Source organism: Ruminococcus sp. Marseille-P6503 (genome assembly GCF_900604945.1).
Classification (GTDB): domain Bacteria; phylum Bacillota; class Clostridia; order Oscillospirales; family Ruminococcaceae; genus FB2012.
Genome location: NZ_UWPB01000001.1, coordinates 1001775 through 1016703, shown reverse-complemented (window position 1 = coordinate 1016703; position 14929 = coordinate 1001775). Strand labels below are relative to the sequence as shown.

The 14929-nt window shown below is 45.1% G+C and carries 15 protein-coding genes and 1 riboswitch; all 15 genes read left to right on the top strand.

Annotated features, from left to right (window positions below; genetic code table 11):
- Positions 1-78: 78 nt before the first annotated feature.
- The 15 genes from EIH25_RS04720 to EIH25_RS04650 all read left to right on the top strand — a co-directional run bounded on the left by EIH25_RS04720 (position 79) and on the right by EIH25_RS04650 (position 14855).
- Positions 79-567, top strand: a complete 489-nt coding sequence (locus tag EIH25_RS04720) for a YqeG family HAD IIIA-type phosphatase (protein ID WP_124099062.1) — start codon at positions 79-81, stop codon at positions 565-567.
- A gap of 20 nt (positions 568-587) precedes the next feature.
- Positions 588-1454, top strand: coding sequence for a TIM barrel protein (locus tag EIH25_RS04715; protein ID WP_124099060.1), 867 nt, complete (start codon positions 588-590; stop codon positions 1452-1454).
- Between the two features lie 3 nt (positions 1455-1457).
- Positions 1458-1976: a GNAT family N-acetyltransferase gene (locus tag EIH25_RS04710; RefSeq protein ID WP_124099058.1), complete on the top strand. Its 519-nt coding sequence runs from the start codon at positions 1458-1460 to the stop codon at positions 1974-1976.
- A 19-nt stretch (positions 1977-1995) separates the two neighbouring features.
- Complete coding sequence (gene aroQ, locus EIH25_RS04705; RefSeq protein WP_124099056.1) at positions 1996-2433, top strand: type II 3-dehydroquinate dehydratase; 438 nt, start codon at positions 1996-1998, stop codon at positions 2431-2433.
- 5 nt (positions 2434-2438) lie between these two features.
- Positions 2439-3524 carry an aminopeptidase P family protein gene (locus tag EIH25_RS04700; RefSeq protein ID WP_124099053.1) on the top strand — a complete coding sequence of 362 codons (1086 nt, stop codon included), beginning with the start codon at positions 2439-2441 and terminating at the stop codon, positions 3522-3524.
- Positions 3525-3805: 281 nt separating this feature from the next.
- Positions 3806-4363: an elongation factor P gene (gene efp, locus EIH25_RS04695; RefSeq protein WP_124099051.1), complete on the top strand. Its 558-nt coding sequence runs from the start codon at positions 3806-3808 to the stop codon at positions 4361-4363.
- 40 nt (positions 4364-4403) lie between these two features.
- Positions 4404-4814 (top strand): CD1247 N-terminal domain-containing protein, encoded by a 411-nt coding sequence (locus EIH25_RS04690; RefSeq protein ID WP_124099049.1) that lies wholly within the window; start codon positions 4404-4406, stop codon positions 4812-4814.
- Positions 4815-4836: 22 nt separating this feature from the next.
- A riboswitch (FMN riboswitch) is annotated at positions 4837-4966 on the top strand.
- Positions 4967-5097: 131 nt separating this feature from the next.
- Positions 5098-5778, top strand: a complete 681-nt coding sequence (locus tag EIH25_RS04685; RefSeq protein ID WP_124099047.1) for an ECF transporter S component — start codon at positions 5098-5100, stop codon at positions 5776-5778.
- 358 nt (positions 5779-6136) lie between these two features.
- Positions 6137-6811 (top strand): ABC transporter ATP-binding protein, encoded by a 675-nt coding sequence (locus tag EIH25_RS04680; RefSeq protein WP_124099045.1) that lies wholly within the window; start codon positions 6137-6139, stop codon positions 6809-6811.
- The gene (locus tag EIH25_RS04675) at positions 6804-9320 is read left to right on the top strand and encodes an ABC transporter permease (protein ID WP_124099043.1); all 2517 of its coding nucleotides are present in this window, start codon (positions 6804-6806) and stop codon (positions 9318-9320) included. Before EIH25_RS04680 ends, EIH25_RS04675 begins: the two co-directional genes overlap by 8 nt.
- Before the next feature lie 240 nt (positions 9321-9560).
- Positions 9561-10235 carry a response regulator transcription factor gene (locus tag EIH25_RS04670; RefSeq protein ID WP_124099041.1) on the top strand — a complete coding sequence of 225 codons (675 nt, stop codon included), beginning with the start codon at positions 9561-9563 and terminating at the stop codon, positions 10233-10235.
- Between the two features lies 1 nt (position 10236).
- Positions 10237-11268 (top strand): HAMP domain-containing sensor histidine kinase, encoded by a 1032-nt coding sequence (locus EIH25_RS04665; protein ID WP_124099039.1) that lies wholly within the window; start codon positions 10237-10239, stop codon positions 11266-11268.
- 122 nt (positions 11269-11390) lie between these two features.
- A complete protein-coding gene (locus EIH25_RS04660; protein ID WP_124099037.1) occupies positions 11391-12062 on the top strand; it encodes a vitamin B12 dependent-methionine synthase activation domain-containing protein in 672 nt (223 codons plus the stop codon).
- Positions 12052-14412 (top strand): homocysteine S-methyltransferase family protein, encoded by a 2361-nt coding sequence (locus tag EIH25_RS04655; protein WP_124099035.1) that lies wholly within the window; start codon positions 12052-12054, stop codon positions 14410-14412. Before EIH25_RS04660 ends, EIH25_RS04655 begins: the two co-directional genes overlap by 11 nt.
- Before the next feature lie 188 nt (positions 14413-14600).
- Positions 14601-14855 carry a hypothetical protein gene (locus EIH25_RS04650; protein ID WP_124099033.1) on the top strand — a complete coding sequence of 85 codons (255 nt, stop codon included), beginning with the start codon at positions 14601-14603 and terminating at the stop codon, positions 14853-14855.
- Positions 14856-14929 lie beyond the last annotated feature (74 nt).

Genomic DNA, 14929 nt, shown 5'->3' with positions numbered 1-14929 from the left:
TTTATATTTTAATAAGGATACTTACGTTATTCCGATTGCTGCGTTAAAAGCAGGAACAAGGGAGTGCAGGAGATTTTTATGCTGTTTAAACCGACATACGTTTTCGATAAGGCGGGGGATATAACCCCTGGGTTTCTGAAAAAACATAATATTAAAGGACTTATATTGGATCTTGATAATACGCTGACAACGCACAACAATCCTGCGCCGCCCCAGTCAAGTCTGGATTGGATCGGCAGGATGAAATCGTCAGGTATAAAGCTTATGATAGTTTCCAATAACCATGCGCCGCGAGTTACGCCTTTCGCCGGACAGCTGGGTATTGATTTTGTCAGCGAGGGTAAAAAGCCGCTGACTTTCGGCTATACTAAAGCAATAGAAAAACTGGGACTTGAAAAGAAAAATGTCGCGGCTGTCGGCGATCAGATTTTTACCGATGTGCTGGGGAGCAACCTTAAAGGCATACGTTCAATTTTTGTATTCCCGATAGAGCCGGAAACGGGCTTCTGGTTCAGGGTGAAAAGGAAAATTGAAAAAGCGTTTCTGCCTGAAAATCCGATACGGTAAAATAAAAGGAGATGAAAAATATGTCTGCAAAATTCGGACCTGCCGGAAACAGCGAAAGCTTTTCGGCTAAGTATAAATCTACGGTTCAGGCGCCGGGCTATCTTGAAGCTATGGGGCTTGACCACTATGAATATCAGTGCGGCAGGGGAGTTAAGGTTTCCGATAAGCTTGCCTCGGATTTAAAAAATAAAGCGAGGGAGCATAATATTTCACTGTCGCTCCACGCTCCATATTTTATTTCGCTTTCAAGTATCGAGGAGGAAAAGCGGGAGAACAGCATAAAATATATTTTGCAGTCCTGCGACGCCGCAAGCAGAATGGGCGCCGAGAGGATAGTGATACACAGCGGTTCATGCGCTAAGATCAGCAGGGAGGAAGCCCTGGAGCTTGCAAAGGATACGCTGACAAGAGCAAGAAAAGCGGCGGTTGAACAGGGTTATGAGCATATCGTTTTCTGTCCCGAAACGATGGGAAAGGTTAATCAGCTGGGTAATCTGACAGAGGTTCTTGAACTTTGCAGGCTGGACGAATCGTTTATTCCCTGTATAGATTTCGGACATCTCAATGCCAGGGAATTCGGTTATATAAAGGGAAAGACGGAGTATGAAAAAATGCTTGACGAGGTTGAAAATATGATAGGCTCGGACAGGCTGAAAATTTTCCACAGTCATTTCTCAAAGATAATGTTTACAAATCCCGGCGGTGAGAAAAAGCATTTGACTTTTGAGGATAACCAAGGCTTCGGACCGGATTACGAGCCGCTTATGGAGATCGTGGCGAAGAAAAAGCTTTCTCCGGTTTTTATATGCGAAAGCGCGGGAACTCAGGATATTGACGCGCTTGCAATGAAAAAGAGCTATCTCGGATTTTTGCAAAACGGAGGATAGATTATGACTCCTGTTTTAGAAACCGACAGACTTATTTTAAGACCCTTGACGGTCAAAGACGCTCCCGCCGTTTTCAAATGGACAAGCGACGAGAGAGTTGCAAAGTATATGATATATCAAAGACACGAAAATATTGAAACTACAATAGCGTGGCTTGAGTCTATCAAAGACGCTTCGGAAGATAGTTTTCACTGGGGCTTTGTTTTAAAGGAAAACGGCAGGCTTATCGGTTCCGGTTCAATCAAATACCGTAAAGAGGAAAAATGTTGGAGCTTTGGATATAATATCAGCTATGACTGCTGGAACAGAGGATATACAACCGAGGCGGCTAAGAGAATGATCGAGTTTGCATATAAAGAACATGGCGCGAGAGATTTTATTTCAGAGCACGCTGTGGATAACCCTGCGAGCGGCAGAGTTATGGAAAAATGCGGTTTAAAATTTTTGCATTTTGGTCAATATACAAAGCTTGACGGCAGCGAAACTGTTGAAGCGAAGGTTTATAAAATGCACATAGATTGATTTAAAGAGGGGTTAATATATGAAAAAAATACTTGTGATCCACGGACCGAATTTAAATCTTCTGGGTGAGCGCGAGCCGGGAGTTTACGGCTCGGACGCCTATGATTCAATAAACAGTGAAATAACCGAAAGAGCTTTGAAGCGTGAAATGCACTGCGAGGTGTTTCAGTCAAATCACGAGGGAGAGATAATCGATACGCTTCATCTTGCGCGTAAGAATTTTGACGGAGTAATAATCAACGCGGGAGCATATACTCACTACAGCTATGCGATCCGGGACGCGATTTCAGCCATAAAAATTCCCGTGGTAGAGGTTCATATGAGCAATATACACGCAAGGGAGGAATTTCGTCGTCATTCGGTGATCGCTCCCGTATGCTGCGGACAGATAGCAGGCTTCGGAAAAGCTTCGTATCTGCTTGCCGTAGACGCGCTCAATGAAATATTAAAGGACTGATTTATATGGAAAACAGACAGGAATATTTTTCTCCTCTGGAGCTTTTAAGGCGTAAGCTGGGGAGCTTCAGCGACTGTGCCGTTATAACAGGCGACATAAACCGCCGTTATTTTACTCAGATGAAATCCAGCGCGGGAACCTTGGTGGTTTTCTCGGAAAAAGCGTATCTTATCATTGATTTCAGATATATCGAGAAAGCCCGTAAAACAGCAAGGGACTGCGAGGTAATATTACAGGATAATCTGTATGAGCAGATAAATAAACTGCTTAAAAAGCATAACGCCGGGAAGGTTTCCGTTGAAGCCGATAACATGACAATATCTCAGCTTTCGGAGTTCAGCGACAAGCTTGACTGCGGGATAGACAGCAGCCGTGCTTTAAGCGAATGTATAGGCGAAATAAGAGTCTGCAAGCGTGTTGAGGAAATAGAAAAGATAACTGCCGCTCAACGCATAGCGGAAAAGGCCTTCGAGCATATACTGGATTATATAAAGATCGGCAGAACCGAGCGTGAGATCGCGCTGGAGCTTGATTACTTTATGCTGAGAAACGGTGCGGAAGCGCTGTCCTTTGACACTATCGCGCTTTCGGGGAAAATTACGTCGCTGCCTCACGGCGTACCCTCGGATAAAAAAGTTGAAAATGGCGACTTTGTGCTTATGGATTACGGAGCGGTCGTTGACGGCTGGCACAGCGATATGACAAGAACAGTATGCGCCGGACAGCCGTCAGATGAAATGATAAAGGTTTATGACATCGTCCTCAGGGCTCAGCTTGCCGGACTTTCCGCTGTCAAAGCAGGGATTTCAGGGGCGGAGCTTGATAAAACCGCCCGCGGAGTTATTGAGGCGGAGGGATACGGCGGATATTTCGGTCATGCCTTGGGTCATGGAGTAGGAATGGAGATCCATGAGGCTCCGACCGCTTCGCCTTCCTGCAAAAATGTTCTGGAGAAAAACATGATAGTAACCGTTGAGCCGGGAATTTATATTCCTGAAAAATTCGGAGTGAGAATAGAGGATTTTGCGGTCGTTGCCGAAAACGGCTGCAAAAACCTTACAAAAGCGCCGAAAGAACTGATAATATTATAGAATGGCTTTTATGAAGCTGGAGAAATTTAATAAAACAGCGTTTTTTCTCAGCTTCAAACGGATATGAAAAGAACCGCAAGTTATGTATGGGGACGGTTTCTGTTAAAAAAATATTAAACTCATAAAAAAATCTTCAAAAACACTTGCAAAAAGCTAAAAAATAGGTTAGAATAAGTATAAGGATATGTCTGTGATAATTTTCCGGGCATATATTGATGCCGTTTTCCCTTAAATGTTGGAAATGCGGCGTTTCCAGAAAAATTATTGGAGGTATATAAAATATGGTAACTGCCGGAGATTTCAGAAATGGTATGACTTTTGAGGAAGACGGCAACGTAATGCAGATCGTTGAGTTTCAGCACGTTAAGCCCGGTAAGGGAGCCGCTTTTGTAAGAGCCAAGGTAAAGAACGTTATTTCAGGCTCTGTTGTTGAAAAGACCTATAATCCTACCGCAAAGTTCCCGACCGCTTTCGTTGAGAGAAAGGATATGGAGTATTCATACAGCGACGGCGATCTTTATTACTTTATGGATCCCGAGTCTTATGAGCTGGTTCCCGTAAACGCTTCCGAGCTTTCGGATAACTTTAAGTTTGTAAAGGAAAATATGATCTGCAAGATCCTTTCATATAAGGGTAAGGTTTTCGGAGTTGAGCCTCCCTACTTTGTAGATCTTGAGGTAACGGAAACTGATCCCGGATTTGCAGGAAATACCGCTACAAACGCAACCAAGCCCGCAACCGTTGAAACCGGAGCCGAGATAAAGGTGCCTCTCTTTATCAATATAGGCGATAAAATCAGGATTGATACGCGCACCTGCGAATACATGGAGCGCGCATAGTAAAAACATAATAACAGTATAATGACGGAGGGAATGTTTTATGGAGCTTTCAAACAAGGTGGCATATCTTAAAGGCTTGATCGACGGACTGAAGATCGACGATTCTACTAACGAGGGTAAGGTTATTCTTGCCATTGCCGACATTCTTGATGAAATGGCTTTAACCGTTGAGGACATTTCAGACGAGGTTGACGAGGTCGTTGAGCTTGTTGACATTCTCGACGAGGATCTCGGAACCATTGAGGACGATATTTACGGCGACTGCTGCGGCGACGAGTGCGATTGCTGCGACGATTTTGAAGATGAGGAAGAATACGAGTGCGTTTGCCCGACCTGCGGCGATACGATTTGTCTTGACGAAAGTCTGATAGAAGAAGGTTCTATCAACTGCCCTAACTGCGGGGAAACGCTGGAATTTGACTTCAGCGGAATCGAATCGGAAGAGGAATAATTTCTTTTCTGTAATTTAATATTGATTGTTTCAGGGGTGGTGAAAGTCCACACCGGAGGTAATGGGCGTTATGCCTTAGTCCTCGACCACGAGAGTGCTGATTCGGTGAGATTCCGAAACCGACGGTATAGTCCGGATGGAAGAAACGACAGGCGTTTATGCGTTTTTAGGCTTCTGAAAATATTCAGAAGCCTTTTTTACTGCCGGCGTGCTTAGAACAGGATTGTCGGCATAATACATAAAACTGCTGTTTCTCCCTAATTTGAATTAGGAGGAATATATTATGAATAATACAATTGCTGAAAAACGTATGAATACTAAAAAGCTTACGGTGCTGGCGATGTTTGTGGCGCTGGGTTACCTGTGTCTTTTTGTGTTCAGATTTAAGGTGCAGTTTCTGTCCTTTGAGATAAAGGATGTGTTTATAACTATATCGGGCTTTATTTTCGGTCCGGTAACAGCGGTCGGGGTAGCGCTGGCGGAAGCTCTGCTTGAAATGTTTACCCTGTCCGACACCGGAATATACGGAGCGGTTATGAATTTTGCGGGAAGCGCGTCTTTCGCGGCGTCCGCGTCGTTGGTTTATAAATACAGGAAAAGTCTTTACGGAGCTTTTTTAGGTCTTCTTTGCGGCGTTGCCGTAATGACAGGCGTTATGATAGTAATGAATATAATTATCACGCCTTTTTACATGAAAGCGCCGAGATCGGTAGTGTATTCTCTTATTCCCACGCTTCTGCTTCCGTTTAACCTTATAAAGGGCATTTTCAATTCGGCTTTGATATGCATTATCTATAAGCCGCTGTCAGAGGCGCTCAGGGGTATAGGTATGCTCCCGAAAACCGACTCCTTTAAGTTTGATAAAAAATCGGCTCTGGTAACGCTTGTATCCGTTATAGTTGTCGCCGCCGCCGCTGCCGCGCTTATCATTCTTATGAAAGGCAGCGTTGAGTGGGGCAGGTAGACATAGGCTGAATCATCTCAGAAATCGTCGCGCTTGCTCGGACAAACAAAGCGTCCGGCAGTTTTCCGTATAAATATAATTTTTACAAAATGCTTTCCGCATATAAGGCTGCGGAAGGCATTTTTTATTCGGCGTAAAATTTATTGGCAAATACAGACCTGAATAGCGTATCCGATATTTCATATATTACATAACAGAATTAATAAGTATAAGATTTTTTTAAGAAAAACCGTCACCGGATCGTAAGAAGTCTGAGTTAAAATTAAAGCATAGAAACAAAAAGGGGTTATACTACATCAGTTTAAAGGAGGCGCAGCTTTGCGGGGCTTGTATTCATAGCCGCCGCATTGAACACAAAATGAGTATTATTACTGCAAAGGATTTATGTAAAACCTACGGTTCGGGCGAAAATGCCGTTAAGGCTCTTGACAGGGTTTCGATCGTTATTGAGGACGGGGAATTTGTTTCCATCATCGGAACGTCTGGCAGCGGAAAGTCAACGCTGCTCAATATGCTTGGAGGGCTTGACAGGCCGACCTCGGGAGATGTTTTGTTTTCAGACAGAAATATTTTTAAAATGAACGACGAAGAGCTTACTATATTCAGACGAAGGAATATCGGCTTCGTATTTCAGAATTACAATCTGGTTCCTGTATTGAATGTGTATGAAAATATAGTCCTTCCCATAGAACTGGACGGTGCGGAAATAGATAAAAGCTATGTGGATACTATAATAAATACCTTGGGCCTTGAAAAAAAGCTTGATTCAATGCCGAATCAGCTTTCCGGAGGTCAGCAGCAGAGAGTGGCGATCGCAAGGGCGCTGTCATCCAAACCGCAAATAATCCTTGCGGACGAGCCGACGGGAAATCTTGACAGCAAAACCGGTATGGACGTTATTTCACTGCTTAAGGTTACAAGCCGTGAATTCGATCAGACCATAGCAATGATAACCCACAACGAGGAAATAGCGCTTATGGCAGACAGAATGATAAGGATAGAAGACGGCAGGGTGGTGGAGCAGAATGTTTAAAAACAATAATGAAGCCGCAGTCAGGAGAATAAGCAGCCGTTCAATGCGCCATAACCGCGCCAGAAATATTTTTGCGGTGCTTGCCATAATACTTACAACGTTTATGTTTACTGCGGTTTTCAGCATTGGCTTCAGCCTGGGGAAAAATATGAGCATAATGCTTATAAGGCAGCAGGGAACGAAGTCCTCGGTATTTCTTGAAAATCCCACTGACGTCCAGATAGCTCAGGCTAAGAAGGCAGCTCATCTGAACGCGGCGGGAGTACAGATTCATGCAGGAGAAATAAGCGCGGAAAATGAAGATGATTTATCGGTCACCGTAGATTATTTTGATGAAACTGAATTTAATGAAAATTACGTTCCGGCAATAAGCGATATAAACGGAAGCTATCCTGTAAAGGAGAACGAGATAATGCTTTCACGGTCTGCTATGGAAGTGCTCGGCGTCAAAAGCCCCGAAAAAGGAATGAACATTCATCTGCGGTTAAAGGACGGAACAAAACAGAAATTTGTACTTTCAGGGTGGTTCAGGGACTATGAGAATTTCAGCAGCGGATATCAGGCGCTTGTTTCCAAGGAGTATACTGACAGTCAGGGTCTGTCGGCAGAAAAGAACGGCAGACTTTCGCTTTCGGCAAAATCGGGCAGTCAGTCGAAGCTGCTGGAGGAGCTTGAGCAAAACGTATCATTAAACGGCGGGCAGGAATTTAAAGCTTCGTTTGATGTGCAGGAGGAATCCGGCTCCAATACTCTGATCATCGCCGTGATGATAGGATTGATAGGAGTTATTATAGTAATCAGCGGATATCTGCTGATATATAACGTAATGTATATTTCCGTTACCAAGGACATCAGGTTTTACGGAATGCTCAAAACTATCGGAACATCACCTTCGCAGATAAAAAAAGTAGTGAAAATGCAGGCGTTCAGACTTTCAGCGATAGGTATTCCGGTCGGAGTACTGCTTGGTACCGTTATTTCGTTTGCGGCGGTGCCTTATGCGCTGGAAATGTTCAGCGGAGGTATTTACGACGAAGGGGCAATGCCTGCCGATATAAGCTTTAATCCGCTAATTTACGTTGCTACTATAGTATTTGGAATCGTGACAGTAGCTATAAGCTGCCGTAAGCCGGCAAAGCTTGCCGCGAAGGTTTCTCCGGTTGAGGCTCTTAAATACAACGGCGCTGCCGACCGGGTAAAGAAAAAATCCAGAAAAACGACCGGCAGCGCAAAGCTGTACAGAATGTCTTTTATAAATGTGTTCCGCGAAAAGAAAAGAGCGTTTCTTGTATTTGCGTCGCTGTTTATGGGGACGATGGCTTTTCTTTCGGTAAACGCTTTTACAAGAAGCATGGATCTGGAAAATTATGTGCGTTTTTATCTTCCTAACGATTTTAAAATATACTGTCACAGCGATGACGACAGCGCGGCGGAAGCGGAAGCGCGGCTTGCTGAGAAGATCTCGCAGATCAACGGTATAACTATGCTTGAAACAAATCGGTCAACTTCCGCAGATCTTCAGTTTGACAGAGAGCTTTATAAACCCTTTATAGACAAGGACAGAGAAACGGTTGACGAGAGTATGATCAGCGCCATGCTGGAACAGTATGAAAGCGGCGAAGTGAAATATTCCGCTCCGGTTATCGGAGTAAGCTCCAGAATGATCAAAGAGTATAATTCAAAGGCGCGGGATAAAATAGATATCGAAAAATTTGAAAAAGGAGAAGCGGCGCTGATAGGAAAGGTCAGAAACGACGGAGACGGCGACGGTCTGCTTGGAAAAACGATTACTCTTACCGATTCTGAAACGGGCAGAACGGCTGATGTGGAAATAGGCTCCGTAGCTTCACACAACTCGGATTACGGCCTGAATATAGGATATTACTGGGCAAACCTTGCCGCTCCGAGCTGTATAATAGTTTCGCAGGACGTAATAGATAAGCTTACAGACAAGGCTGATATAGATACCATTATCGCCGACTGCGATCAGAACGCGCAAAGCTCCGCGGCTGCTCAGATAAAAAGTCTTACCGACAATAATCCGGTAGTTGTCAGTACGGAAATAAAGTCTGAAATGATAAGCGATTTCAAGACCTCCATGACATCTCTGAATGTTCTGACGAGCGGAATATCTGTAATTTTAATACTTATAGGTATCATTAACTTCATTAATGTAATGCTTACCGGAGTTTTTACCAGAAGAAAGGAGCTTGCGGTGCTTGAAAGCGTCGGAATGACGAAAAAGCAGGTAAGGAAAATGCTTATGCTGGAAGGAGTTTATTACGGCGTTATAACCATTGCTTTGATTATGACGGCAGGCAGCGGAATAATGTATCTTGTAGGCAGACTTGCTGAAAAAGTTGCTGATTATGCTGTGTTCAGCTTCCCGTGGACGCTGATAGCAGCGATAGCCGTTGTTATAATGCTGATATGCGTTGCCGTACCGGCGCTGGTGTACAGAAGTATATCCAAGAGCAGCATTACAGAACGCCTAAGAATAGAGGACTGATTACAGCAGTTGCACAGGCGGCAATTGAATTTTATCCGGGCGGACGAGGTATGTTTTGCGGATTTTGCAGATTTGCAGGATTCGGAAGCATGAGAATCGTCCGCTTTTGAATTTCTGCCGGACTGTTCCTATTATTTAGGCAGGCTTATAAAATTATGCTTGTTTTTCTTTACTGAATTCTGATTTTATGGTATAATAATAACATTGAAATATTGCTTTGATTTTCGGAGGATATAAATTATGCGGCCGATCCTGATCGCCGAAGACGATGCGGTAATAAACAACGGAATTAAATATTTTCTTGAAAAGCACGGATACAGTACGGCTTCAGTGTTTTCATGCTCAGGAGTATATGAAGCCGGTACGGATGAATACAGCCTGATAATACTTGACATTAACCTTCCGGACGGAAACGGACTTGAGCTTTTGGAAAAAATAAGGGAAAGCTCGGATATTCCGGTGATTTTTCTTACGGCGAACGATACCGACGAGGATATGGTAAAAGGATTCAAATCCGGCTGCGATGATTACATTCCAAAGCCCTTTTCTCCGGAAGTGCTGCTTGAGAGGATAAAGGCCGTGCTCAGAAGAACGCCCGTAAAAGACGGAAGCGATATTTTCAAATATAAGGGCCTGAGCGTGGACTTCGGCAGAAGGGCGGTGTTTACAGGGGGAAAGCCGGTAAAGCTTTCGGCTACCGAATATAAGCTGCTGGAAGTTCTTATAAGAAACAAAGGACAGGTTGTGACCAGAAATATGCTTTTTGAGAAGGTCTGGGATATTGACGGGAATTATATTGATGAAAATACCCTCAGCGTTCATATCAGGCGGCTCAGAAACAAGCTGGGAGAGGATTCAAAAAATCCTGAGTACATCATAACGGTTTTCGGAATAGGCTATACCTTTGGTGAATGAAATGAAAGCAAAAAAATATAAGAACAGAAGAAATGCGGCGGCTGTCGTTTCTGCCGCGGCAGCGGTTGCGTCGTCCGCCGCAGTCTATTTTTTGTGCGGAAGCTGGCTTGCCGCAGTCTGTGCCGCTGCCGGAGGAGCGGCGGCAATAGCCTGCCTGCTTTATATTCTGAGGCTTGACGACGCTTTTATAACGGATACGGCTGCGGATTTTTCACGGCTCGCCGATTGTCTTACCGAGCTTGAGGAACGGGAAATTTTCCCTGATAACGAGGATACGGCGGTTTCCAAGCTTCAGAATAAGATAATCAGGCTTGTGCGGATTCTTAAAAAGAAGAATAAGGATTCGGTCGCGGAACAGGAAAGCATTAAATCGCTGGTGTCGGATATTTCACATCAGCTGAAAACTCCCCTGGCAAACCTGAAAATGTATACCGACTTTATTTCTGACGAATCGTTGGAGGATAAAGAACGGACGGAGTATATCAGAATAATATGTCTTTCGGTTGACAGGCTTAGCTTTCTGTCCGAGAGCATGATAAAAGCGTCAAGGCTTGAAAGTGGTCTTATCCGCCTGAAAAAAGAAGAACGGAGTCTGAGCGAAACCGTGCTGAAAGCCGTTAAAGACGTTTATGCCAAAGCGGTGAGAAGCGGCAATGAAATACTTTTCAGAGAAGAGGACAGGGTCGTTATCAGCCATGACAGCGGCTGGACTTCAGAGGCTGTATTCAATCTGCTGGATAATGCCGTAAAATATTCTCCGGAAGGCGGAAAGATATATGTTACCGTGAGAAGGCTCGGTATGTTTGCGGAGGTTGAGGTCAGAGATGAGGGAGAAAAAATTCCGGAAACGGAGCAGCCCAAGATATTCAGCCGTTTTTACCGAGGAAGCAATTCCCGTGGCAGGGAGGGCATAGGAATAGGACTTTACCTGGCGAGAGAAATAGCGGTAAAGCAGGGCGGCTACATCAATCTGAAATCAGGTGAAAACGGAAACGCGTTTTCCTTATATCTTTTTCAAAGTACGCAGGCATGAGCCGGACGTCGTATAAATACGGATTTCAGCTGTCCGGAGCTTGAAAAGACAATGATTATATGGTATAATTGTCGTAATTACCGTCTTGAAGGGAGGCAGCTCCGACAGGAGCGCGGCTTATAATGAAATTAACTGAGCTTGATCAGTCCGAAGCGATCAGATATCTTGGATACGGCAGTCAGAAGCCGGACGCAAAAATACTTGCGCTTTTAAACGACTGTGAAAAAAAACTGCTGGAATGTATTTCGCCCGCTTATGTTTACAGGGTTTTTGATATAGCATATGACGGCGGAGCGGTTGCTGTGGAGGGTACTTCGCTTAAAATGGAGGGCGGGGACATCTGCAAGCATCTGGAGAAATGCGGTAAATGCGTGCTTATGTGCGCTACCCTGTCTGCCGGAGCGGACAGGCTTATAAGACGGCTTGAAGCGGAGGATATGACGGAGGCCGTAATTACCGACTGTCTGGCAAGCGCCGCTGTGGAGCAGGTGTGCAATATGGCGGAGGAAGAAATAAAGTCAGAGCTGGACGATTGTTTTTTTACATGGAGATTTTCCCCGGGTTACGGAGATTTTCCTATAGGTATACAAAAAGACTTTCTCGAGGTGCTTAACGCGCCGAAAAGGATAGGCGTTAATTCGACCGAAAGCATGATACTGACGCCGAGAAAATCGGTAACCGCGGTAATGGGAATATCCGATACCGAAATCCCGAAAGGACGGCGCGGCTGCGTTACCTGCAAGCTGCGGGAGAAATGTATATACAGAAGAAAGGGTGAGCGTTGTGGATTTTAAAACGCTTTTGAAAAAGGATTTTGTGTTTCTGGACGGGGCTATGGGCACTATGCTTCAGGCAAAGGGGCTTAAAATGGGCGTCGCGCCGGAAACGCTGAATATAGAAAAGCCGGAGTGGCTCATAGATATCCATAGACAGTATATAGAAGCAGGGGCGGATATTATATACGCCAACACCTTCGGCGCGAACCGCTATAAGCTGGGGGAATACGGTTACAGCGTTAAAGAAGCGACAGAGACGGCGATTGAAAACGCCAAAGCCGCCCGAGGGGATAGCGAGGTGCTGATCGCTCTGGATATAGGACCGATAGGTCAGCTGCTGGAGCCTGCCGGAACCCTTTCTTTTGAGGAAGCCTACGATATTTTCAAGGAAATGGTGATTGCGGGAAGCGACTGCGATATTATCGTTTTTGAAACGATGACCGATCTCTACGAGCTGAAGGCAGCGGTGCTTGCCGCCAAGGAAAACAGCAGTAAGCCTGTTGTCTGCACAATGACCTTTGAAGAAAATATGAGGACGTTTACGGGCTGCGGTATCAGTTCTATGGCTCTTACCTTGGAGGGACTCGGCGCGGACGCCATAGGAGTAAACTGTTCCCTCGGACCTAAGGAGCTTTATCCCATAGTCAAGGAGCTTTGTTCGTGGACAAAGCTGCCGGTAGCGGTCAAGCCCAACGCGGGTCTGCCTGATCCTGTTACCAATGAATACAGCGTTTTTCCCGAAGAGTTTGCACAGCTTATGAAAGAGCTTGCTCCGCTGGGAGTGAAAATGTTCGGCGGCTGCTGCGGCACGTCCCCGGAATATATCAGAGCAATGAGAAAATCTCTTGCCGATGCAGATTACTATAACAGGGCGGTAAAGATACCGTCAGCGTGCTGCTGCGCGACGAATACGGTAATAATCGATCAGCCGAGAGTGATCGGTGAGAGGATAAATCCGACCGGCAAAAAGCGCTTTAAAGAGGCTCTGCTGGCAGGAGATATAGACTATATCCTCGGGCAGGGAATAGAGCAGATACGAGCCGGAGCGGATATACTTGACGTAAATGTCGGACTGCCCGGAATTGACGAAAAGGGCATGATGGTCAGAGCGGTCAAGTCGCTTCAGAGCGTGGTAGACGTACCGCTTCAGCTTGACTCGACGATACCTGAGGTGCTCGAAGCAGGTCTGAGGATTTACAACGGCAAGCCAATAGTAAATTCCGTAAACGGCGAAGAAAAATCGCTGAACTCTGTGCTTCCGCTGGTAAAGAAATACGGAGCGGCGGTAGTCGGACTATGCCTTGACGAAAACGGAATACCAAAATCCGCGCGGGAAAGGTTTGAAATCGCCCGCAGGATAGTTTCAAGGGCGGAAAGTATCGGAATACGGCGGGAGGACGTTTATATAGACTGCCTTACCCTTACCGCGTCCGCGGAGCAGGAAGGAGTAACGGAAACTCTCAATGCGGTAGAGAGGGTAAAAAAAGAACTGGGCTGTAAGACGGTTCTGGGAGTGTCGAATATCAGCTTCGGGCTTCCGGCAAGGGAGATAGTAAATCATAACTTTCTTATGATGGCGCTGACAAAAGGGCTGGATCTGCCTATAATAAATCCTAACGTCGAAACGATGATGCAGACGGTGAGAGCATACAAGCTGCTTGCGAATATAGATATAAATTCAGCGGACTTTATATCCCATTACGGCGCGCGGAAGGCTGAAGAGAATAAGCCGCGGCAGGAAAGCGCTGACTTGAATCTTGATAAGGCTATTGAAAACGGTCTTAAATCAGAGGGCGCGAGGATAACCGAGCGGCTGCTCGAGAACATGGACGCAATGGATATAGTGAATAATATGCTTATTCCCGCGCTTGACAAGACCGGAGCGGATTTTGAAACGGGAAAGATATTTCTGCCGCAGCTTATCCAATCGGCGGGAGCGGCGCAGTCCTGCTTCGAGGTGATAAAGAATCATCTTGCGAAATCAGGAGAAAAGAGCGAATCAAAGGGCAAAATAATAGTTGCTACGGTAAAAGGGGATATACACGACATCGGCAAGAATATAGTAAAGGTTTTACTCGAAAATTACGGCTACGACGTAATAGATCTTGGTAAAGACGTAGACTGTCAGCGCGTGGTGGACTGTGCGGTTGAAAACGGCGTTCACCTTGTCGGACTGTCCGCTTTGATGACTACTACGCTGGCTAGCATGGAGGAAACGATAAGGCTTTTGAGAGAAAACAATGTAGACTGCAAGGTAATGGTAGGAGGAGCGGTGCTTACCGCTGAATACGCCGAGAAGATCGGAGCGGATTTTTACGCAAAGGACGCCAAGGAATCCTGCGATATTGCAAAAAAGGTTTTAGGCTAAGCTATAAAGCGGACGCTTCGCGGTTATCTCAGATAATCGCGGGGCGTGTTTTTTATATAAAATGAATAAAACCTGAAAAAGTCTCCAAGAATTAGGTTGTGATATTTAAAGCCTGTATTAATAAGCGCGGTGTGAAAAGTCGCGTTAACAGCTTGTAAAAACAGAATCTTATTTCGGAGGCGTTTGTTATGACAGTTAAAACAGTTTCAAAATTAAGCAGGGCTTTGTGCGCCGGAATCGCTTCGGCGATAGTCTTTTCTTCGCTTTTTCCCTCCGGCGGGCTTGAAGCCGAGAAAATGTCTTTGCTGTTTCCTCAGTTTATTATCGGAGTGAGCGCTGAGCGCAGGGACGATTCGGACGAAAGGGTACGGGTTGAAGATAAAGAAGTCAAAAGAGAGTATTCTTTTAAAATAGCAGAGCTGTTCCATAAGCTTTTCGGCTGATATATGTGTACATTTTATTGGACATATTTACAAGACTTTAAGTTGACAAGCAGGACTTTGTGTGTTACCATAAT

Excerpts from the sequence above, each read along its gene's own strand:
- EIH25_RS04720 (WP_124099062.1), top strand. The coding sequence starts at position 79 with ATGCTGTTTAAACCGACATACGTTTTCGATAAGGCGGGGGATATAACC.
- EIH25_RS04715 (WP_124099060.1), top strand. The coding sequence starts at position 588 with ATGTCTGCAAAATTCGGACCTGCCGGAAACAGCGAAAGCTTTTCGGCT.
- EIH25_RS04710 (WP_124099058.1), top strand. The coding sequence starts at position 1,458 with ATGACTCCTGTTTTAGAAACCGACAGACTTATTTTAAGACCCTTGACG.
- aroQ (WP_124099056.1), top strand. The coding sequence starts at position 1,996 with ATGAAAAAAATACTTGTGATCCACGGACCGAATTTAAATCTTCTGGGT.
- EIH25_RS04700 (WP_124099053.1), top strand. The coding sequence starts at position 2,439 with ATGGAAAACAGACAGGAATATTTTTCTCCTCTGGAGCTTTTAAGGCGT.
- efp (WP_124099051.1), top strand. The coding sequence starts at position 3,806 with ATGGTAACTGCCGGAGATTTCAGAAATGGTATGACTTTTGAGGAAGAC.
- EIH25_RS04690 (WP_124099049.1), top strand. The coding sequence starts at position 4,404 with ATGGAGCTTTCAAACAAGGTGGCATATCTTAAAGGCTTGATCGACGGA.
- EIH25_RS04685 (WP_124099047.1), top strand. The coding sequence starts at position 5,098 with ATGAATAATACAATTGCTGAAAAACGTATGAATACTAAAAAGCTTACG.
- EIH25_RS04680 (WP_124099045.1), top strand. The coding sequence starts at position 6,137 with ATGAGTATTATTACTGCAAAGGATTTATGTAAAACCTACGGTTCGGGC.
- EIH25_RS04675 (WP_124099043.1), top strand. The coding sequence starts at position 6,804 with ATGTTTAAAAACAATAATGAAGCCGCAGTCAGGAGAATAAGCAGCCGT.
- EIH25_RS04670 (WP_124099041.1), top strand. The coding sequence starts at position 9,561 with ATGCGGCCGATCCTGATCGCCGAAGACGATGCGGTAATAAACAACGGA.
- EIH25_RS04665 (WP_124099039.1), top strand. The coding sequence starts at position 10,237 with ATGAAAGCAAAAAAATATAAGAACAGAAGAAATGCGGCGGCTGTCGTT.
- EIH25_RS04660 (WP_124099037.1), top strand. The coding sequence starts at position 11,391 with ATGAAATTAACTGAGCTTGATCAGTCCGAAGCGATCAGATATCTTGGA.
- EIH25_RS04650 (WP_124099033.1), top strand. The coding sequence starts at position 14,601 with ATGACAGTTAAAACAGTTTCAAAATTAAGCAGGGCTTTGTGCGCCGGA.